Source organism: Modestobacter italicus, from assembly GCF_000306785.1.
Taxonomy (GTDB): Bacteria; Actinomycetota; Actinomycetes; order Mycobacteriales; family Geodermatophilaceae; genus Modestobacter; species Modestobacter italicus.
Genome location: NC_017955.1, coordinates 4,835,404 through 4,855,422, shown reverse-complemented (window position 1 = coordinate 4,855,422; position 20,019 = coordinate 4,835,404). Strand labels below are relative to the sequence as shown.

The window sequence follows — 20,019 nt, the reverse complement described above, 5'->3', positions numbered from 1 at the left end:
CCCCGGGCCCTCGTGGGTCCGCTCCCTCCGGTGGTCAGCGTCGGCGGCGGGCTCGGCGTAGTTCGTTGACCAGCAGGCCGACGCCGGCGCCGATCAGCAGGATCCAGGCGATGCCGTGGCCGAACCAGTCGAGGGAGACGTCCACGCCGGACATCAGCAGCACGGCCAGTGCGATGAACAGCAGACCCGCGACCAGCGAGACCGGGTCCGTGGCCCGTCGCCGGGCCGGCGCGGCGGTGGCGCCGGTGGGCTCCACGGTGGGCTCCGGCTCGGGCATGAAGTTCTCGTGCCAGCGAGTGGGTGTGGTCGGGAACTCGCTGTAGTCAGCCACGGGACACCTCCACGTCACCCGCACCGGAGTCGATGGTGATGCGGAACTCGAGCCGGTCGTCCCCGGACCAGGGGGCGCCGAGGCCCGGGAACGTGCCGCTGTCGGCGCTGTCCCCGAACAGCTCGGTCTCCCCGATGCCGGTGTCCGAGGTGACCCGGACGTCGGCGGAGCGGGGCACCAGAACGTCGACGTCCCCGATGCCGTGGTCGATGCGGGTCACGATCGGCGAGTCCAGGTCGGTCAGGTCGACGTCCCGCAGGTCGATGGTGAGGTCGCCGGCCGCGTGCTCGTAGACCCCCTCGACGGCGGACGCCGTGGCGGGCCGGTAGGTGCGGTCGCCGACGGCGCCGTTCGGCAGGTCGATCGAGGTGACGGCGGCCAGGGCGGCGGTGAGCACGACACCCAGCCCGATGAGCACGCCCTTGGCGCCGCGGCCGGCGCCGGTGACGGCCCCGACGACCAGGCCCACGCCCACGATCAGCAACGCCGTGCCGAGGAAACCGCGGGCGCCGAGGTCGAGGTCGGTGAACTGGGTGAGCAGGACGCCCAGCCCGATGACGATGAGCAGCGCCGCGACCGTCACCCCCGGGACCGCGGACCGCGGGCCGGTGCGGACCCGCTCGACGGCGGTCGGGTCGCCGGGCTGGGCGGGCGCCCCGGCCGGCATGAGCAGCCAGAGCAGCAGGTAGATGACCAGGCCGCTGCCGCCGGCGAGGGTGAGCGCGATGGCGCCGACCCGCCAGAGCAGCGCGTCCACACCGGTGTACTCGGCGAGGCCACCGGCGACGCCGCCGATCACCTTGTCCGAGCGGCTGCGGCGCAGCGCCGGGCGGGGAACGGGACCGGCCGGCGGCGGGGGCGGAGGGGTGCCCCACGGCTGGTCGGGGACCGGCGGGGGAGCGGAGGGAGGGAGTGCTGAGGTCATGCCACCAGCCTGCTCACCGGGCGGCCCCGGCGGTATCAGGGAACGCCCCGGTTCGACCCTGATCCGCCCGCGGTGCCGGACCCCGACCCGGCGCACGACGAGGGCCGGGGGAGTGGGGGAGGGCGGGGTCAGACCCGCGCCTCCGGCGCCGGCATCAGCAGCCAGAGCAACCCGTAGACCAGGATGCCGCTGCCCCCGCCGGCGAGGGTCAGGGCGATGAAGGCCACCCGCCACAGGACGGCGTCCACGCCGGTGTGCTCGGCCAGCCCGGCGCAGACGCCGGCGATCTTCTTGTCCCGGTCGCTGCGGGCCAGCCGGGGCGGGGCCGGCGGGGTGCTGGTCGCGACGGGAGGGAGGGCGGCGGGGGTGGTCGTCGAGGTCATGCCATGAACCTGCGCCGTCCGGGCGCCCGGCGGTATCCGGGAACGCCCCCGTCCGACCCCCATCCGCCCCGGCCCCCGCACTCCGGGTGATCACCGGTGTGCCGCGGGCGGGTGCGGTGACACCATCGACGTCGTGACCACCAGCACCGCTCCGCCGGCCGGGCCCGCGGAGCGGCTCCCCGACGGCCGCGCGCCGCGGCCCCCGCTGGTGCGCCCGCGCGACGGCCGGCTGCTCGCCGGCGTCGCCTCGGGGACGGCGACCCACCTGCGGCTGGACCCGATGGCGGTCCGGGTCGTCTTCGTGGCCCTCGCGCTGACCGGCATCGGGGTGGTGGCCTACGCGCTGCTCTGGCTGACCATGCCGGTCGCCTCCGCCGACGGCGGCGCGGCCGAGGCCGGGATCGTCGGGCAGCGCCCCAGCCGGCGGCAGCTGCTCGGGCTCGCGGTGCTCGCGTTCGTCGCGGTCGGGCTGGTGTCCCGGCTGGCCAGCTTCGCAGGCAGCGAGATCGTGCTGCCGCTGGTGCTCGCCGGCATCGGGATGGCGGTGATCTGGCGCCAGCTGGACGCCGACCCCCGGGAGTCGCTGACCCGCGGCTCGGCCCGCTGGGGCCTGGTCGGCGGCGTGGTGCTGGGCGTCGCCGGGCTGACCCTGCTGCTGGCCACCACCGGCCAGCTGGCCAACGCCCGCAACGGCTTCACCGGCACGGTGGTCATCCTGGTCGGGGTGACGCTGGCGACCGCGCCGCTGTGGCGCCGGCTGCTGGACTCCCGCAACGCCGAGCGCGCCGCGCTGATCCGCTCCGAGGAGCGCGCCGCGGTCGCGGCCCACCTGCACGACTCGGTGCTGCAGACCCTCGCGCTCATCCAGCGGCACGCCGAGGACCCGACGGTCGTCGGCCGGCTGGCCCGCAGCCAGGAGCGGGAGCTGCGGGCCTGGCTGTACGAGCCGACCGTCGCCACCGGCGGCACCTGGGCCGGTCTGGTCGCGCGCCTGGTCGCCGAGGTGGAGGCCGACCACGCCGTCACGGTCGACCCGGTCGTGGTCGGCGACCTGCCGGTCGACGACGCCGTGGCGACCCTCGGCCAGGCCGCGAAGGAGGCGGTCGTCAACGCCGCCAAGCACTCCGGTGCGGCCAGCGTCTCGCTGTACAGCGAGGTGACGGCCGGCTCGGTCACGGTCTTCGTGCGCGACCGCGGCACCGGGTTCGACCCCACCGTCGTCCCGACCGACCGGCGGGGGCTGCGCGACTCGGTGGTCGGCCGCTTGACCCGGCTGGGCGGCACCGCCCACGTCCGTTCGGCACCAGGAGAGGGGACCGAGGTGGAGCTCTGCCTCCCGCGCGGCGAGCACGTGGAGGCGTCGGCGTGAGCCGCACCCGGGTCTACCTGGTCGACGACCACGCCATGGTGCGCGCCGGGGTGCGCGCGGAGCTCGGCGACGACGTGGAGGTCGTCGGCGAGGCCGCCGACGTGGCCACCGCGGTCACCGGCATCCGGGAGACGACGCCGGACGTCGTCCTGCTCGACGTCCACCTGCCCGGCGGTGGCGGCCACGCCGTCCTGCAGTCGCTGCGCGCCGAGCTGCCGGGCACCCGGTGGCTGGCGCTGTCTGTCTCCGACGCCGCCGAGGACGTCATCGCCGTCATCCGCGCCGGTGCCCGCGGCTACGTCACCAAGACGATCTCCGGCGCCGACCTGCGCGACGCCGTCCGCCGGGTCGCCGAGGGCGACGTCGTGTTCAGCCCCCGGCTGGCCGGCTTCGTGCTGGACGCCTTCGCCGCCACCGGGCCCGCCCCCGCGCCGGCCGCCGACCCGGCGACCGACCCCGGGCTGGACCTGCTGTCGGCCCGCGAGCGCGAGGTCATGCAGCTGCTCGCGCGGGGCTACACCTACCGGGAGATCGGCGGGCGGCTGTTCATCTCGGTGAAGACGGTGGAGTCCCACGCCTCCAACGTGCTGCGCAAGCTGCAGCTGTCCAACCGCAACGAGCTCACCCGCTGGGCGGCGACCAACCGCCTGCTGTGAGGTCCGCCCTCACCGGAAGTGGCACTTGGGGATGACGCCGTGCACCCCGACGGTCCGGTCGACCACCTGGGAGACCTCGAAGTCGGCGGCCGCCGACAGGTAGGCGTAGGCCACGGCGCGGTCCATGCCCAGGTCGGTCTGCAGGAAGTCCAGCGCGTTGACCACCGCGCGCCGGGAGGCGACGTCGAGGTCGCTGCCCTGCCCGTCACGGGCACCGTCGGGGTCGGACAGGCCGATCGGCACCCAGGCGTCCGGGGTCTCGCCGAACGGGTACCGGAAGGCGACCGACGGGGCGTCCCCGGACCCGGGACGGCACACCGTCAGCCGGTAGGTCAGCCGCAGCGAGCCCTCCATGGCGGTGAGCGCGACCTCGCCGTTGCCCATCGACATGTGCGGGTCCCCCGTGGAGAACAGGGCTCCCTCGGCGACGACCGGGAGGTAGAAGGCGGAACCGACGTTGAGCAGCCGGACGTCGATGTTCCCGCCGCCGACCGTCGGGGGGATCGAGTTGAGCAGCGGGTCGTCCAGCGCGCCGGCGTCGCCCACGGTCGCCACGGCCATCAGCCCGGCGAAGGGGTCCAGCGGCCAGGACACCTCCCCGCTCGTGCCGACCGGCAGGTGCGCGCTCGCGCCCCGGGAGCCGCCGCGGACCGGGGTGAAGACCGAGACGTTGCCGTACCGCAGCGGGTCCTTCGTCGCCCGGCCGTCCGGGGTGGCCGGCATGACCTCGGCGGAGGTGATCCCGCCGGCCGCGGTCGCGAAGGACGCCGACAGGGCGCCCTTGCCGTGCCGGCTCGAGATCACGCCGTAGGGGACCCGGGGCAGCGCGGACAGCGGCTCGATCTTGAGCACGTCACCGGGGCGGGCGCCCTCGACGTGCACCGGCCCGGTGATCACGTGCGGTCCGTCGGCGTCGAAGTCGCGCCGGTGGCGGTCGTACCCGGCGGCGACCGCGACCGCGTCGTCGAGGACCTGCTCGCGGGGCACCCCGTGGCCGGCGAACCAGGCCGCCGGGTCCCGGCCCTGGTCCTCCAGCAGCCCCTCGTGGCTGACCGTGTCGATGGTGATCGTCTGCCCCGAGCGCACCCGTGCCACCGGCGCGTCGGTGGTCCGGGGGAGGTAGCCCCAGAGCACCTCGTCCGGCCGGGAGGGCAGGTAGACGTCGCCGTCGATCGGCCCGGTGCCCGGCTGGAGGACCTGGCCGGGCAGCCGCGTCGCCCCCCTGCCCGCGGCGGCCGCGGACGGCGCGGTGGCGATCCCGGCGGCCAGCACGGCGCCGGTGGCGAGCGCCGCCTGCACGAAGGTCCGGCGTCCCAGGCCCCGTTCCAGCAACGTGGCGGCGACCTCCGGGTCCGGTCGCTGAGCGGGGTGCGGTGCGGAGGTCATGCGCTCTCCCGGGGCTGAGGGGCGGTCCCGGGAGGTCTACGCGGGCTGTGTTGCCGCTGTGTGCGGCCGGCGCCCCTGCGTTGCGGGGCGGTTACGCCACGGGGTGGCGGTCACCCGGTGTGGACGACGTGGAACGCCTCGGCGAGCCGCCCGGCCGGGAGGCTGTGGGTGCGCGCCGTCTGCTGCATCCAGGCGCCCACGAACTCCTGCAGCTGACCCGGCGGCTGGTGGCTGACCTGGGTCACGTGGCTCATCAGCGCCGTCCACTTCTGCTCCACCACGTCGGTGACGTCGACGGCGTGGTCGGCGCGCGGGCTGGCACCCAACCAGACCTCCGACACCGTCCACGCCTCGAGCCCCTCGTCGGCCAGCAGCTCGGGGAAGGCGAAGGGGTTGCGGGCATCGGGGTACACCGCGCGCAGCGTCGACTCGCCCACGGTCATGTGGTCGGGGTGGCTCGCGCCGATCCGCTCCCACATCCGCTCCGGTGAGCTGGTCAGCACCCGCTGCGGGCGGACCTGGCGGATGACCCGGCTGATGTCCCGGCGCAGGTCCAGGGTCAGCTCGACCCGGCCGTCGGGGTAGCCGAGGAACCGCACATCGGTGACGCCGACCGCCGCCGCCGCGGCCCGCTGCTCCTCCCGGCGGAGCGGGCCCATCCGGTCGCGCGGCGTCTCGTCGAACCCGCCGGCGTCCCCGTCGGTGACGATGCAGTAGGTGACCTCGGTGCCTGCCGCGGTCCAGGTGGCGACGGTGCCGGCGCTGCCGAAGTCGACGTCGTCGGGGTGGGCGAGCACGCACAGCGCGCGCTCGACGTGGGCGGCCGGTCCGGAGGGCAGTGGCATCACCCGGCGGAGCCTAGTGAAGGGCGATCAGCCCACCAGCCCGGCCAGCTTGTCCGGGTTGAGCACCACCAGGGCCTGCTCCACCCGGCCGTCGGCCACCACCAGCGAGACGGCGATCGCCGGGCCCGCCGGGCCGTCGACCACGACGCCCGGTGCGCCGTTGACGTCGACGAGCCGCACGGTCAGCCCCGGCTGGGAGAGCCCCTGCGACGAGACGGCGACCAGGAACCGGGCGGCCTTGTCCGCGCCGACGATCGGCCGCAGCGCCGCCTTGGCCTGCCCGCCGCCGTCGGTGAGCAGGACGACGCCGGGCGAGAGCACCGCCAGCAGCGCGTCGACGTCCCCGCCCACGCAGGCGGCCAGGAACCGCTCGGTCACCTCCCGCTGCGCCCGCCGGTCGGTGTCGAACCGGGGCCGCCGGGCCTGCACGTGCTCGCGCGCCCGGTGCCCCAGCTGCCGGACGGCCGCCTCGGACCGGTCCAGGACGCCGGCGACCTCGGCCCAGCTCATCCCGAAGACCTCGCGCAGCACGAACACCGCCCGCTCGGTCGGGGAGAGCGTCTCCAGGACCACCAGCACGGCCAGCGACACCTGCTCGCCCAGCTCGGCGGCCTCCTCGGGACCTCGGGCGTCGTCGGTCAGCAGCGGCTCGGGCAGCCACGGCCCGACGTAGGTCTCCCGGCGGGTGCGGGCCGACCCCAGCCGGTCCAGCGCCAGCCGGGTGGCGACCCGGACCAGGTAGGCCCGCGGGTCGGCGACGTCGCTGCGGTCGGCGGCCGACCAGCGCAGCCAGGCGTCCTGCACGACGTCCTCGGCGTCGGCGACGCTGCCGAGCATCTGGTAGGCCACGCCGAACAGCAGCCGCCGGTGCTGGTCGAAGGCACGGAGCCCGGCGTCCGGTGCGGCCTCGGGTGTCATGACGGGCTCCTCCTCCACGGGGTGTGCCAGGGAGACGGAGCAGCCCCGCCGGACGTGACAGCTCAGAGCCGGCCGCGGCCCTGGCGGAGCAGCATCATGCCGAGCGCGGCGCCGTCCGGGCCGAGCGCGGCGCGGAACCGGGAGAGCACCCGCTGCTCGCGGGACAGCGACAGCCGCATGCCGCCGGCGGCGGTGCGCAGCGCCCCGATCTGCTGCGAGATGGCGACCCGGCGCTGCACCAGCTCGATGATCTGGGCGTCGCAGGCGTCGATCTCCGAGCGCAGGGCGTCGATCGGGTCGGTGCCCTCGGCGGCGGGCGTGGGGGCGGGGCTGGTGCTCATGGTTCCTCCGGGCGGGGAGAGGCCCGCGACCCAGGAGACGAGGAACGCCCCGGGCCGTGGGCCCGGGGCGTCGTGGGGAGTGGCTGCTCAGCCAGCTGTCACGGACACCGGGACCCGGTGGCCGTAGGAAAACTCGCGGCTGCGCAGCACGCCGGGGAGTGTGCCACAGCACGTCGGCCGGCGGCCAGCCCCGCCGTCCCCAGGCGACACGCGGGGCGCCGGACCTGTCGGTGCCGCGGCCTAGAGTGGCGGGGTCATGAGCAGCCCCCAGCGCACCCTCCCCGGCACCGCCGCGATCCCCCGGCACACCTCCGGCCAGACCGGTCGGGAGCTGGACCGGATGCTCGCCGGGCTCAACGGCCCGCAGCGCGACGCGGTGGTCCACGAGGGCAGCCCGCTGCTCATCGTGGCCGGCGCCGGGTCGGGCAAGACCCGGGTGCTCACCCACCGCATCTCCTACCTGCTGGGCGCCCGAGGGGTGCAGCCCGGCGAGATCCTGGCGATCACCTTCACCAACAAGGCCGCCGGTGAGATGAAGGAGCGCGTCGCGGCCCTCGTCGGCCCGCGCGCCCGGGCGATGTGGGTGTCGACGTTCCACTCGATGTGCGTCCGGATCCTCCGCGCCGAGGCCGCCAAGCTCGGCATGAAGAGCTCGTTCACCATCTACGACCAGGGCGACTCGGTCCGGCTCATGACGATGGTCGCCCGGGACCTCGACCTCGACGCCAAGCGCTACCCGGGCCGCAGCCTGGCCAACCAGGTGTCGAACCTGAAGAACGAGCTGGTCGACGAGGAGTCCTACAGCCCGCTGACGGCGCCGGAGAAGGTGCTCAAGGAGGCCTACACGCTCTACCAGCGGCGGCTCCGCGAGGCGCACGCGATGGACTTCGACGACCTGATCATGACGACGGTCCACCTGCTGCAGGCCTTCCCCGACGTGGCCGAGCACTACCGCCGCCGTTTCCGGCACGTGCTGGTCGACGAGTACCAGGACACCAACCACGCCCAGTACGTGCTGGTCCGGGAGCTCGTCGGCACGGCCGGCGGCCCGGTGCCCCCGGCCGAGCTCTGCGTGGTCGGCGACGCCGACCAGTCGATCTACGCCTTCCGCGGCGCGACGATCCGCAACATCGACGAGTTCGAGCGCGACTACCCCGAGGCGACCACCATCGTCCTGGAGCAGAACTACCGCTCCACCCAGCGCATCCTGCGGGCGGCCAACCAGGTCATCGCCCGCAACACCTCGCGCCGGCCGAAGAACCTGTGGTCCGACGCCGGCGACGGCGAGCTGATCGAGGGCTACGTCGCCGACAACGAGCACGACGAGGCCGCCTGGGTCGCCGAGCAGATCGACGCGCTGACCGACGAGGGGCTGGCCCAGCCCAAGGACATCGCGATCTTCTACCGCACCAACAACGCCTCCCGGGTCTTCGAGGAGGTGTTCATCCGCGTCGGCATGCCCTACAAGGTCGTCGGCGGGGTGCGCTTCTACGAGCGCCGCGAGGTCCGGGACGCGCTGGCCTACCTGAAGGTGGTCGCCAACCCGGCCGACGTGGTGAGCCTCCGCCGGGTGCTGAACACCCCGAAGCGGGGGATCGGCGAGCGCGCCGAGTCGGCCGTCGAGCGGTTCGCCGACCGGGAGCGGATCCCGTTCGCCAGCGCCCTGCGCCGCGCCGCCGAGGTCGGCGAGCTGGCCACCCGGTCGCTCAAGGCCATCCAGGAGTTCGTCGCCCTGCTGGAGGAGTTCGAGCAGCTGGTCGAGACCGGGTCCGGCCCCGCCGCGCTGCTGGAGAGCATCCTCGACCGCACCGGCTACCTGACCGAGCTGTCGGCGAGCACCGATCCGCAGGACGAGGGGCGCGTCGACAACCTCAACGAGCTGATCTCGGTCGCCGCCGAGTTCGAGGCCGGCACGCCCGGCGGCACGGTCACCGACTTCCTGGAGCAGGTCTCCCTGGTCGCCGACGCCGACCAGATCCCGGTCACCGGGGACGACGCCGGCGTGGTCACGCTGATGACCCTGCACACCGCCAAGGGGCTGGAGTTCCCGGTCGTCTTCCTCACCGCGCTGGAGGACGGCGTCTTCCCGCACCTGCGCGCCCTCGGCGACCCCCGCGAGCTCGAGGAGGAGCGCCGGCTGGCCTACGTCGGGATCACGCGCGCGCAGAAGCGGCTGTTCCTCTCCCGCGCGACCGTCCGCACCAGCTGGGGGCAGCCGGCCTACAACCCGCCGTCCCGCTTCCTCGACGAGCTGCCGACCGACGCGGTGCACTGGGCACGCACCGAGCCGGCGCACACCACGCCGATGAGCTCGGCGCAGGCGCGGGTCGCGGCCACCGGGCTGTCCACCGGCGGCCTGCGCGGCGGCGCCGGCAACCGCGCGGTCATCAGCGTGGACGTCGGCGACCGGGTCAGCCACGACGCCTTCGGCCTCGGCACGGTGGTCGAGGTCACCGGCATCGGGGACAAGGCCCAGGCGACCGTCGACTTCGGCTCCGGCGGCACCAAGCGGTTGGTCCTCCGCTACGCCCCGCTCGTCAAGCTCTGAACGGCCCCGCTGCAGGGTCCCGCGCCGCGCGAAGCGTGGCGTGGGGGGCAGCGGGGTCCTTTCACTCGAAGCCGATGAGCCAGTGGACGCCGAACCGGTCGACGACCTGCCCGTCGGAGGCGCCCCACGGGCGCTGCTGCAGGTCCTCGACGACCCGCCCGCCGGCCGCGAGGTCGGTGAACCAGCCGCGCAGGGTGGCCGGGTCGGCGGCACCCAGCAGGGAGAACATCAGCCCGGCGCACCGGAGGGGCGGCTCGTCCCCGGCCACGTCGGCCGCGAAGAGGGCGACGGGTCCGTCGACCAGGTAGCCGTGCGCGACCGCGTCGGCCGGACCGTCCTGGCGGCCGAACTCGGCGAAGGAGTGCGCTGCCACGCGGCCCCCGAACACCTCGCCGTAGAACGACAGCGCCTCACGCGCGGTGCCGGGCAGGTGCAGGTAGGGCGTCGGAGCGGTCATGCGCGGGGATGCTAGAGGCGAGCCGGGTGAATCAGCGTACGGACAGACCGCGGTCGGCGAGCCACTCCTCGGGGTCGGTCGGTTTGCCGCTCATCCCGCCGAGGTGGATCTGGAAGTGCACGTGCGGGCCGGTCGACTGTCCCTCGTTGCCGACCTTCGCGATCTGGTCGCCGGCCGAGACGACGTCCCCGGCCCTGACGTTGTAGTACTTCATGTGGCCGTAGACCTCGACGTTGCCGTCGGCGTCCTGGATGTAGACGGCGTTGCCGTAACCGGTCGCCGGGCCGGCCCGCAGCACGACGCCGTCGGCAGCGGCGTAGATCGGGGTGCCGAGCGGGGCGGCCAGGTCGAGCCCCCAGTGCATGGTGCCCCAGCGCTGGCAGAAGCAGGTGGTGAGCCGGCCGTCGGTGGGGACCACGAAGTCGGGCTCGCGCGCCGCGCGCGACGCGGCGATCTCGCTGAGCCGGGCCTGCGCCTCCGCCTGGCTGATCTCCGCGCGGGCGCCGGCGTCGTCCACGCCGCCGGAGAAGCTGGAGTCGGAGACGCCCAGGCCGTAGTCCTGGCCGGAGGCCAGCGGGGAACCGGCGTCCGAGCCGAACCCGCCCAGCCCACCCAGGACGCCGGTGAGCACCGCGCCGACCACGGCGGCGGCCAGCAGCATCGGGGTACGCCGGCGCGGCGGGCGGCGCAGCGCCGCGGGCACCGGGACGGTCGGCCGGCGGCGGGCGGGCCGGAGCTCCTCTGCCGGCTCGTCGAGCGGGGCAGGGACGACGGCGGGGGAGTCGGTGCCGGCCGACGGGGCGACGTCGGCGGTGGCCGGGGCCTCGGCGCCGTCGCCGTCCACGCCGGGCTCGTCGGACTCGTCCACCTGGGAGGCCGCCCAGGCCGCGTCCCAGTCCCAGGCGCCGTCCGGCGCCACGAACTCCGTGCTGGCGGGACCGGCGTCGAGGACGGCGGCGAGGCCGTCCTCGGACCGCGTACGGCCCACGAGCTCACGGAGACGGGACAACGGGCACCTTCCGGGGGCAACACCACGGGGGGAGCCGTGGGGTCTGACGTGCACCAGACGGTCATGGGATCGGCAGGTGCACCACGCGACGGGACCACTCTCGGGAGGTGAAATCCCACCGGTGTGGTTCGGACGCTAACGACGGCCCGTGCCGGGTTCAACGACCTGACAGCGCGTGTTGCACCCGGCTGCGCTGCGTAGCGACACCCGCAGAAACCGCCGCGGAAGGCGTCTCGGCTGGTCAGGCGGCGGTGGCCGGCCGATCGGTCGACCCGTCGCGCAACCCGGCGAGGGTCACCGCGACCTCGTCCAGCACGCCGCGGTGGATCGGCAGCGACATGTGCCCGACCCCGCGGACCAGCACGTTGCGCGCCCGCAGGTCCGGGTGCTCGCACCGGCCGGCGACCGAGGGCACCACCATCTGGTCGAGGTCGCTGTAGATCGAGGTGATCCTGGTGCGGCAGCCCGGTGCCGGCTCGGCCAGCTCGCGCAGCAGCGGTGAGCCGGGGCGCAACTGGCGGACCAGCGACGTCGGGAGGCAGTGCGCCCAGCGGGAGCCCTCGTGCGGCGTCCCGAGGGTGACCAGGGTGTCGACCCGCTGGTCACCGCCCAGCCGCTGCACCAGGTAGCGCGCCACCAGGCCGCCGAGGCTGTGCCCGACGACGTGCACCCGTTCGTGGCCGGTCTCCCGGCACACCCGCTCCAGGTGCCGGCCGAGCGCCTCGGCGGCGCCCTGCACGTCGCGCTGCAGCGGGCTGTAGTTCCAGGTGCACACCGAGGCGAACCCGCGCCGCCGCAGCGCGCGGCGCATCACGGTGAACACCGACCGGTTGTCGACCAGGCCGTGCACCAGCACGACCGGGACGTGGGCGGCGAGCGGGTCGTCGGCGAAGAGCGCGCGGACCCCGGGCGGCTGGGTGCCGGGCCGGAACCGGCCGTCGACCTGCAGCTGCTCGGTCCGGGCGCCCAGCGGGTAGAGCAGCGCGTGCGCGCCCACCCAGGCGAGCTCGGTGAGGCCGCCGGTGAGCAGGGCGGGGGAGACCAGCGAGCGCAGCCCGCGCCCGGCGCCGGAGGGGGCCGCCGGGACGTCGCTCCCTGCCACCACGGCCGGGGCGTGCCACGCTGGTACGGAGGAGAGCTCGGGTGCGTGCACGCCGGTCCTCCTCCAGTCCGTGCCGGTCGGGCGACCGGTGCGACAGAGCACCAGGTGTGCTCGCGCCCGGGACGTTAATGCCCCGGTGTGCTGGACGTCACACACCGGACACACAACACGCCTGACGGCGACCACGACCCGAGGAGGGGACCAGTGCCCGCCCGTGACCGGATCCCTGCCCGCTCCCGCACGGGTGGGGGGCCGGCGGCGTCCGGACCCCGTCGTGCGCCGGCGCAGGCGGGTCGCGCCGGGGCCGGTCCCGCCCGCCGGGCGGGTTCCCCGGCGCCGGTCGACCAGCTGGTGGTCGGGCCGGTGCCGCTGCTCGCCCGGGTCGTCGGCGCCCTGCTCGCCCTCGCCGGGCTGGTGGCCGCGATCGCCGCCTTCCCGACCTACCTCGTGGTCGGCGGCTCGGCCGTCGCCCCGGTGTCCGGACCGGTCGACGCGCTGGTCGCCCTGCTGGCGCCGGCCGCCGCGGTGGTGGTCGGCGCCGGACTGCTGCTCGGTCGGGTGCCGCGTCTCGGGCTGGCCTACGCCGCGGTCACCGGCGCGCTGGCCGTGGGCCGCCTGCTGATCGAGCTGTACGAGGGGCGCGGGTCCACGACCCGCCCGGCGGTCGAGGTGCTGGCCGGTGAGCGGGTGGTCACGAGCTCCGTCGACATCGGCACCGGGTGGGTGCTGGGGGTGGTGGCGCTCTCGCTGGCCGTGCTCGCCGGGGTCCTGGCGATGGTCGCTTGGGGCCGCACGGTCATGGAGGACGGCGGGACGCTCGACCCGCTGCGACCGGCGCTGGCCGGCTGCGCCGTCGTCGTCGGGGTGGCCGCGGCGCTGTGCCTGGCCCTGCCCGCCGCCGACGTCCCGGACCGGGTGGTCACCGACCCGACCACCGGGCTGGAGACGGTCGTCGCGGGAGAGGGGGCGCAGCCGCTGCTCGAGCGCCCCGGGCTGGCGCTGCTCGGCGGGTTGCTGCTGGCCGTCGCGCTGCTGCTGTGCGCGGTGACCGCCCCGTCGCTGCGGCCACGGCTCGGCGCGGTGGGGGGCCTGCTCGGGGTCACCGTGTTCCTGCTCGCCGCCGCGCTGACCGGGTGGCGCGACGGGGTGCGCGGCCCCGCCGTCGACTGGACCCTGCCCGGCGTGGGCCTGCTGGTGCTCGGCCTCGCGGCGGCGGCGCTGACCGTGCTCGCCTGGCGGTGGCGGTCCGGGAGTGCGCCCGTCCCGCGGTGACCCCGGCCGGTCGCGGACGCCGCTGAGCGGAAGAGACGTGTGATACGACCCACCCTCGCCGAGGCGCGTGCGGCGACCCGGTGACGGGAGAGCTACGGTGCCTGTTCGTGGATCTCTTCGAGTACCAGGCCCGTGACCTGTTGGCCGCGCACGGCGTTCCCGTGCTCCCCGGCGGCGTCGCCGAGACACCCGAGCAGGCCGAGGCGATCGCGCGCGAGATCGCTGCGCCCGTCGTCGTGAAGGCCCAGGTCAAGGTGGGTGGCCGCGGCAAGGCCGGCGGCGTCAAGCTCGCCGACGACCCCGAGAGCGCCAAGGCGCGGGCCCAGGACATCCTCGGGCTGGACATCAAGGGGCACATCACCCACCGCGTGATGGTCGCCCAGGCCAGCGACATCGCCGAGGAGTACTACTTCTCGTACCTGCTCGACAGGTCCAACCGCACCTTCCTGGCCATGGCCTCGAAGGAGGGCGGCATGGAGATCGAGCAGCTCGCCGTCGAGCGGCCCGAGGCGCTGGCCCGCATCCCCGTCGACGCCAGCGTCGGCGTGGACGAGCAGAAGGCCGCCGAGATCGTCGACGCCGCGGGCTTCCCCGCCGAGGTGCGCGACCAGGTGATCGCCATCGCCGTCCAGCTGTGGGACGTCTTCACCAAGGAGGACGCCACGCTGGTCGAGATCAACCCGCTGGCCAAGGCGCCCGACGGCACCGTCCTCGCGCTCGACGCGAAGGTCACCCTCGACGAGAACGCCTCGTTCCGGCACGGCGACCACGACGCCCTCGAGGACGCCGCCTCGGCCGACCCGCTGGAGGCCGCGGCCAAGGAGAAGGACCTCAACTACGTCAAGCTGCAGGGCGAGGTCGGGATCATCGGCAACGGTGCCGGCCTGGTCATGAGCACGCTGGACGTCGTGGCCTACGCCGGTGAGGAGTTCGGCGGGGTGCGCCCGGCCAACTTCCTCGACATCGGTGGCGGTGCCTCGGCCGAGGTCATGGCCAACGGGCTGGGCATCATCCTGTCCGACCCGGCCGTGAAGAGCGTGTTCGTCAACGTCTTCGGTGGCATCACCGCCTGCGACGCGGTCGCCAACGGCATCGTCCACGCGCTCGGCATCCTCGGCGACGAGGCCACCAAGCCGCTGGTCGTCCGGCTGGACGGCAACAACGTGGAGGAGGGCCGGCGGATCCTCGCCGAGGCCGCCCACCCGCTGGTGACCGTGGTGGACACCATGGACGGCGCCGCCCGCCGCGCCGCCGAGCTCGCCGCCGCTTGACCTCCCCTAGCTGAGACAGGACCCAGAGAGATGTCGATCTTCCTCACCGAGAACAGCAAGGTCATCGTCCAGGGCATGACCGGGTCCGAGGGGCGGAAGCACACCCAGCGGATGCTCGCCTCGGGCACCGCCGTCGTGGGTGGCGTGAACCCCAGCAAGGCCGGCCAGGACGTGGACTTCGACGGCGCCTCCGTGCCCGTCTTCGGCTCCGTCGCCGACGCGATGAAGGAGACCGGAGCCGACGTCAGCGTCGTCTTCGTGCCGCCGAAGTTCGCCAAGGACGCCGTCCTGGAGGCCATCGACGCCCAGATCGGGATGGCCGTGGTCATCACCGAGGGCATCCCGGTGCACGACTCGACCTACTTCTGGGCGCACGCCCAGGGCGGCTCGACCCGGATCATCGGCCCCAACTGCCCCGGGCTGATCAGCCCCGGGCGCTCCAACGCCGGCATCATCCCGGCCAACATCACCCAGGCCGGCAAGATCGGGCTGGTCAGCAAGTCCGGCACGCTGACCTACCAGATGATGTACGAGCTGCGCGACATCGGCTTCTCCACGGCCGTGGGCATCGGCGGTGACCCGGTCATCGGGACGACGCACATCGACTGCCTGCAGGCCTTCCAGGAGGACCCGGAGACCGAGGCGATCGTGATGATCGGCGAGATCGGCGGCGACGCCGAGGAGCGGGCCGCCGACTTCATCAAGGCCAACGTGACCAAGCCGGTCGTCGGCTACGTCGCCGGCTTCACCGCACCCGAGGGGAAGACGATGGGCCACGCCGGCGCCATCGTGTCCGGCTCGGCCGGGACCGCCGCCGCCAAGCAGGAGGCCCTCGAGGCCGCCGGCGTCCGGGTCGGCAAGACCCCGTCGGAGGCCGCCCGCCTCATGCGGGAGATCGTCGGCGCCTGAACAAGGACCCCCTCGCCCCCCACGCCTCGCTCCGCTCGGCGCGGGACCCTGCGAGGGGGCCGGACTGCCCGGCTCCCCGTGAAGGGGGCCGGGCAGTGCCGTCCGTGCGGGGTCGAGGAGGGGGAGCCGGATGACGTCGAGCGGTCCGGAGCAGGTGACCGGCGACCCGGTGGGGCGGCGGCCCCGTCGGCCGGTGCTGGGCCGGGTCGCCCTCGCCGACCGCGTGGTGGTCGGCGGGACGCTGCTCTACCTGCTGTTCGCGCTGCTCCCCTGGTACCGCGTCGACGCCTTCGACCTGGGGCAGGGCTACCGCTTCCCCCAGGCGTCGGCCCACGGCCTCGACTCCGGCCTGGTCGTCGTCGCGCTGGTGCTGCTGCTGGCGGCCACGGCCTGGGCGGTGCTCCCCGCCGTCGCCGACGTCCCGGTCAGGTTCCCCCGGTCGCTGGTCACCGTCGGGCTCGCCACCGCGGCGCTCCTGCTGACCCTCGTCGAGTGGCTGTCCGACCTCGACATCGGGTTCAGCCTCGTCGGCCTGCTGGCGCTCCTCGCCGCCGTCGCCGTGCTCACCGGTGCGGTGCTGCGGCTGCTGCCCGAGCTGCGCCGGACCGCCGCTCCCGGCGTGGCCCCCGCCGAGGCCCCGGCGCCCGAGCCGTCGCCACCCCGGGTCGAGGCACCGCCGCCCGACGACCCGGCACCGGTCGACGAGTCGCCCTACCGCGGACCCCCGCCGACCCGGCCGCCCGCGGACCCGCCCGCCCCGGCTCCCGACACCACCGGGGACACCGAAAGCTGACGGGCCGACCCCGGTACGTGCGCCCGGCGCCCGGCCTTGCGACAGTGGTCCGGTGACCTCCTTGCTCGCGCGCCTGCCGACCCTGGCGCCGGGTGCACCGGGCGAGCGCCGGGGGCCGGCCGCGGGCTGGCTCGCCGCGGCCACCACCCTCGCCGTGTCCGTGGTGGGGCTGCTCGGCCTGGGGCTGGCCCTCGTCGTCGTCCAGACCCTGGACCCCGACGGCGGGCTGCCGGTCGGGTCCTCGGCGCGGCTGGCCGGACAGCTGTGGCTGCTCGCCCAGGGCGGCGAGCTGGAGCTCCCGTCCGGCCCGCTGCGGCTGGCCCCGCTGCTGCTGACGGCCGGCGTCGCCTGGGGGCTGAGCCGGGCGGCGGGGTCGGTGGTCGCGCTGCGCGAGCTGTCCGGCCCGGGTCCGCTGGCCCGGGTGCTCGCCGTCGTCGTCGTCCTGCACACGGCCGCGACCGCCGCCCTGGCGCTGGCCGTCAGCACGCCGGGCGCCTCGGTCGCGCTGCTGCGGTCGGTGCTCGGCGCCCTGGTCCTCGCCGTGCTCGCCGGTGGGCTGGGTGCGGTGCGCGAGTCCGGGGCGGGCGCCGGCCTCGCCGACCGCTTCCCCGGGCCGGGCCGGGCGCTCGTCCGGGCCGCCGTCGCCGGCACCCTGGCGCTGGCTGCCTGCTGCACGGCGGTGGTCTCGGTCGCCCTGGTCGACGACGTCGACGGCGCCGGCCGGCTGGTCAGCGGGCTCGGGGGCGCCAGCGCCGGTGCGGCGGGCCTGGTCGGCCTCAGCGTGCTGCTGCTGCCCAACGCCGCCGCCGCGGTCATGGGGCTGGCCGCCGGACCGGGCTTCCTCGTCGGCGCCGGCACGTTCGTGTCCACCGGCGGGGTCACGCTGGGCAGCGTGCCGGCGCTGCCGCTGATGGCCGCGCTGCCCGACACCCAGGCGGTGCCGCTGCTGGCCTTCCTGGCCCAGGCGCTGCCGGTGGTCGCCGGCCTGGTCGCCGGCCTGGTGCTCGGCCGGCGGCTCGGGGACGCCGACGGCGGCGCCCTCACCGCCGGGTTGTGGGGGGTCGTCGCCGGGGTCGGGGTCGGCGTCCTCTGCGGCCTCTGGGTGCTGGTGGCCGGTGGCCGGCTCGGCGACGCGGGCCTGGCCGAGGTCGGCGCACCGGCGCTCGCGACCGGGCTGTCGATCGCCGCGCAGGCCGGCATCGCCGCTGCTCCGGCGGCCGCGGTGAGCCGCTGGCGGTCCCGCCGCTGATGCGGTCGGGCGGGCCTCCGGGCCCGACGGCTAGGGTCAGTGACCGTGTCCGCCGACGCACCCGCCGTCCCGCGGCCGCGCACCGCCCGGTCGAGGGTGGTGGTCCTGCTGTCCGGCACCGGCAGCCTGTGCGCCGCGCTGCTGGCCGCGGCCGACGACCCCGGCTACCCGGCCGAGGTCGTCGCCGTCGGGTCGGACCGGGCCGGCGCCGCCGGCCTGGCCCACGCCCGCGAGCGCGGCATCGACACCTTCGTGCAGGTCCTGGGCGAGCACCCGGACCGCGCCGCCTGGGACCGTGCGCTGGCCGAGGAGCTCACCGCCCGCCGTCCGGACTGGGTGGTCAGCGCCGGGTTCATGAAGCTGCTCGGCCCGGCCGTCCTCAGCGCCTTCCCGGGGCGCGTGCTCAACACCCACCCGGCCCTGCTGCCGGCGTTCCCCGGGGCCCACGCCGTCCGTGACGCGCTGGCCGCCGGGGTGACGACCACCGGGGCCACCGTCCACCTGGTCGACGCCGGCCTCGACACCGGGCCGGTGCTCGCCCAGCGGCCCGTCCCGGTGCTGCCCGACGACGACGAGGCCCGCCTGCACGAGCGGATCAAGACCGTGGAGCGCGAGCTCCTGGTGCAGACCCTGGGCGACCTGGTGGTCGCCGGGCTGCCCCCCACTGCCACGACCACCACCGAGGAGAGCCCCCGATGAGCGATCGCATCCCCGTCCGCCGTGCGCTGCTCGGCGTCTACGACAAGAACGGCGTGGAGGAGCTGGCCCGAGGGCTGGCAGCGGCCGGCGTCGAGCTGGTCAGCACCGGCGCCACCGCCGCCCGCATCGCCGCGGCCGGGCTGCCGGTGACCCCGGTCGAGCAGGTCACCGGGTTCCCCGAGTGCCTGGACGGGCGGGTCAAGACGCTGCACCCCGCCGTGCACGCCGGGATCCTCGCCGACCGGCGCAAGGCCGACCACGTCCGCCAGCTCGACGAGCTCGGCATCGCGCCGTTCGACCTCGTCGTGGTCAACCTCTACCCGTTCAGCGACACGGTCGCCTCCGGCGCCTCGCCCGACGAGTGCATCGAGCAGATCGACATCGGCGGCCCGGCGATGGTGCGCGCCGCGGCGAAGAACCACCCGTCGATCGCCGTCGTCGTCGACCCCGGCCGGTACGACGAGGTGGTCGAGGCGGTCACCGCCGGCGGCTTCACCCTCGCCCAGCGGCAGAGCCTGGCCGCCGAGGCGTTCCGGCACACCGCCGCCTACGACGTCGCGGTCGCCTCCTGGATGGGCAACGTGCTCAGCCCGGACGACGAGAGCGGCTTCCCGACCTGGGTGGGCGGCAGCTGGGAGCGGGCCGACGTGCTCCGCTACGGCGAGAACCCGCACCAGGGCGCGGCGCTCTACCGCAGCGGCCAACCCGGGCTCGCCGACGCCGAGCAGCTGCACGGCAAGCAGATGTCCTACAACAACTACGTCGACACCGACGCCGCCTGGCGGGCCGCGCACGACCACGACGACCCCTGCGTGGCGATCATCAAGCACGCGAACCCGTGCGGGATCGCCGTCGGCGCCGACATCGCGGCCGCGCACCGCAAGGCGCACGCCTGCGACCCGGTCTCCGCCTTCGGTGGGGTCATCGCGGCCAACCGCGAGGTCGACCTGACCCTGGCCGAGCAGATCGCCGAGGTCTTCACCGAGGTCGTCGTCGCGCCGTCCTTCACCGAGGACGCGCTGGGCGTGCTGACCCAGAAGAAGAGCGTCCGGCTGCTGCTGATGCCCGAAGCGCCGAGGCTGACGGTCGAGCTGCGCCCGGTCAGCGGCGGGCTGCTGCTGCAGACCGCCGACCGCATCGACGCCCCCGGTGACGACCCGACCAGCTGGACCCTGGCCACCGGCCGGCCGGTCGACGCCGCCGGCATGGACGACCTGGTCTTCGCCTGGCGCGCGGTGCGGGCGGTCAAGAGCAACGCCATCCTGCTGGCCAGCGACAAGGCCACGGTGGGCGTCGGGATGGGCCAGGTCAACCGGGTGGACTCCGCCCGGCTCGCGGTCGCCCGGGCCGGGGAGCGGGCCACCGGTGCGGTCGCCGCCTCCGACGCGTTCTTCCCCTTCGCCGACGGCCTGCAGGTGCTGCTGGACGCCGGGGTGCGCGCCGTCGTCCAGCCGGGTGGGTCGGTGCGCGACGACGAGGTCGTCGCCGCCGCCGAGGCCGCCGGCGTCACGCTGTACCTGACCGGCACCCGCCACTTCGCCCACTGATGCGGGGGA

Annotated in this window: 20 protein-coding genes; 10 read left to right on the top strand and 10 right to left on the bottom strand. The window is 75.3% G+C overall.

The features are described from left to right. Positions 1–34: 34 nt before the first annotated feature. The 3 genes from MODMU_RS22965 to MODMU_RS22955 form a co-directional block, all read right to left on the bottom strand. The gene (locus MODMU_RS22965; RefSeq protein ID WP_014742790.1) at positions 35–331 is read right to left on the bottom strand and encodes a hypothetical protein; all 297 of its coding nucleotides are present in this window, start codon (positions 329–331) and stop codon (positions 35–37) included. Further along, positions 324–1,256: a PspC domain-containing protein gene (locus MODMU_RS22960; protein ID WP_014742789.1), complete on the bottom strand. Its 933-nt coding sequence runs from the start codon at positions 1,254–1,256 to the stop codon at positions 324–326. The genes MODMU_RS22965 and MODMU_RS22960 overlap by 8 nt, the downstream gene beginning before the upstream one ends. A gap of 128 nt (positions 1,257–1,384) precedes the next feature. Next, positions 1,385–1,639 (bottom strand): PspC domain-containing protein, encoded by a 255-nt coding sequence (locus tag MODMU_RS22955; protein WP_014742788.1) that lies wholly within the window; start codon positions 1,637–1,639, stop codon positions 1,385–1,387. Between the two features lie 133 nt (positions 1,640–1,772). Here MODMU_RS22955 and MODMU_RS22950 point away from each other — a divergent pair, with 133 nt between their 5' ends. Together MODMU_RS22950 and MODMU_RS22945 are read left to right on the top strand one after the other, a co-directional pair. Further along, complete coding sequence (locus MODMU_RS22950) at positions 1,773–3,008, top strand: ATP-binding protein (RefSeq protein ID WP_014742787.1); 1,236 nt, start codon at positions 1,773–1,775, stop codon at positions 3,006–3,008. Continuing rightward, complete coding sequence (locus MODMU_RS22945) at positions 3,005–3,664, top strand: response regulator (RefSeq protein WP_014742786.1); 660 nt, start codon at positions 3,005–3,007, stop codon at positions 3,662–3,664. Before MODMU_RS22950 ends, MODMU_RS22945 begins: the two co-directional genes overlap by 4 nt. Positions 3,665–3,673: 9 nt before the next feature. Here the strand turns inward: MODMU_RS22945 and MODMU_RS22940 are convergent, their stop codons facing one another. From MODMU_RS22940 to MODMU_RS22925, 4 genes are all read right to left on the bottom strand, one after another. Beyond that, entirely contained in the window at positions 3,674–5,050 is a 1,377-nt protein-coding gene (locus MODMU_RS22940; RefSeq protein ID WP_014742785.1) for an acetamidase/formamidase family protein, read from the bottom strand. A gap of 110 nt (positions 5,051–5,160) precedes the next feature. Beyond that, positions 5,161–5,895, bottom strand: coding sequence for a PIG-L deacetylase family protein (locus MODMU_RS22935; protein ID WP_051144259.1), 735 nt, complete (start codon positions 5,893–5,895; stop codon positions 5,161–5,163). Between the two features lie 27 nt (positions 5,896–5,922). Continuing rightward, complete coding sequence (locus MODMU_RS22930; protein WP_041795559.1) at positions 5,923–6,813, bottom strand: RNA polymerase sigma-70 factor; 891 nt, start codon at positions 6,811–6,813, stop codon at positions 5,923–5,925. A 62-nt stretch (positions 6,814–6,875) separates the two neighbouring features. Continuing rightward, positions 6,876–7,154 carry a chorismate mutase gene (locus MODMU_RS22925; RefSeq protein WP_014742782.1) on the bottom strand — a complete coding sequence of 93 codons (279 nt, stop codon included), beginning with the start codon at positions 7,152–7,154 and terminating at the stop codon, positions 6,876–6,878. Between the two features lie 256 nt (positions 7,155–7,410). Between MODMU_RS22925 and pcrA the strand changes: the two genes are divergently transcribed. After that, positions 7,411–9,702: a DNA helicase PcrA gene (gene pcrA / locus MODMU_RS22920; RefSeq protein WP_014742781.1), complete on the top strand. Its 2,292-nt coding sequence runs from the start codon at positions 7,411–7,413 to the stop codon at positions 9,700–9,702. A 61-nt stretch (positions 9,703–9,763) separates the two neighbouring features. Here the strand turns inward: pcrA and MODMU_RS22915 are convergent, their stop codons facing one another. The 3 genes from MODMU_RS22915 to MODMU_RS22905 form a co-directional block, all read right to left on the bottom strand. Next, positions 9,764–10,159 (bottom strand): VOC family protein, encoded by a 396-nt coding sequence (locus MODMU_RS22915; protein ID WP_014742780.1) that lies wholly within the window; start codon positions 10,157–10,159, stop codon positions 9,764–9,766. A gap of 31 nt (positions 10,160–10,190) precedes the next feature. Next, positions 10,191–11,147 (bottom strand): M23 family metallopeptidase, encoded by a 957-nt coding sequence (locus tag MODMU_RS22910; RefSeq protein ID WP_014742779.1) that lies wholly within the window; start codon positions 11,145–11,147, stop codon positions 10,191–10,193. Between the two features lie 262 nt (positions 11,148–11,409). Then, positions 11,410–12,321 (bottom strand): esterase/lipase family protein, encoded by a 912-nt coding sequence (locus MODMU_RS22905; protein WP_014742777.1) that lies wholly within the window; start codon positions 12,319–12,321, stop codon positions 11,410–11,412. 153 nt (positions 12,322–12,474) lie between these two features. On the opposite strand from MODMU_RS22905, the gene MODMU_RS22900 reads away from it, so the two are divergent. The 7 genes from MODMU_RS22900 to purH all read left to right on the top strand — a co-directional run bounded on the left by MODMU_RS22900 (position 12,475) and on the right by purH (position 20,010). Then, complete coding sequence (locus MODMU_RS22900; protein ID WP_231851710.1) at positions 12,475–13,542, top strand: hypothetical protein; 1,068 nt, start codon at positions 12,475–12,477, stop codon at positions 13,540–13,542. Positions 13,543–13,649: 107 nt separating this feature from the next. Then, complete coding sequence (gene sucC / locus MODMU_RS22895; protein ID WP_014742775.1) at positions 13,650–14,813, top strand: ADP-forming succinate--CoA ligase subunit beta; 1,164 nt, start codon at positions 13,650–13,652, stop codon at positions 14,811–14,813. A gap of 30 nt (positions 14,814–14,843) precedes the next feature. Beyond that, positions 14,844–15,722 (top strand): succinate--CoA ligase subunit alpha, encoded by an 879-nt coding sequence (gene sucD / locus MODMU_RS22890; RefSeq protein WP_014742774.1) that lies wholly within the window; start codon positions 14,844–14,846, stop codon positions 15,720–15,722. Between the two features lie 130 nt (positions 15,723–15,852). Further along, positions 15,853–16,515, top strand: coding sequence for a hypothetical protein (locus MODMU_RS22885; RefSeq protein WP_041795558.1), 663 nt, complete (start codon positions 15,853–15,855; stop codon positions 16,513–16,515). Positions 16,516–16,567: 52 nt separating this feature from the next. After that, a complete protein-coding gene (locus tag MODMU_RS22880) occupies positions 16,568–17,764 on the top strand; it encodes a cell division protein PerM (RefSeq protein WP_014742772.1) in 1,197 nt (398 codons plus the stop codon). 45 nt (positions 17,765–17,809) lie between these two features. Next, positions 17,810–18,463, top strand: coding sequence for a phosphoribosylglycinamide formyltransferase (gene purN / locus MODMU_RS22875; protein ID WP_014742771.1), 654 nt, complete (start codon positions 17,810–17,812; stop codon positions 18,461–18,463). Continuing rightward, positions 18,460–20,010: a bifunctional phosphoribosylaminoimidazolecarboxamide formyltransferase/IMP cyclohydrolase gene (gene purH, locus MODMU_RS22870; RefSeq protein ID WP_014742770.1), complete on the top strand. Its 1,551-nt coding sequence runs from the start codon at positions 18,460–18,462 to the stop codon at positions 20,008–20,010. Before purN ends, purH begins: the two co-directional genes overlap by 4 nt. Positions 20,011–20,019: the final 9 nt, after the last annotated feature.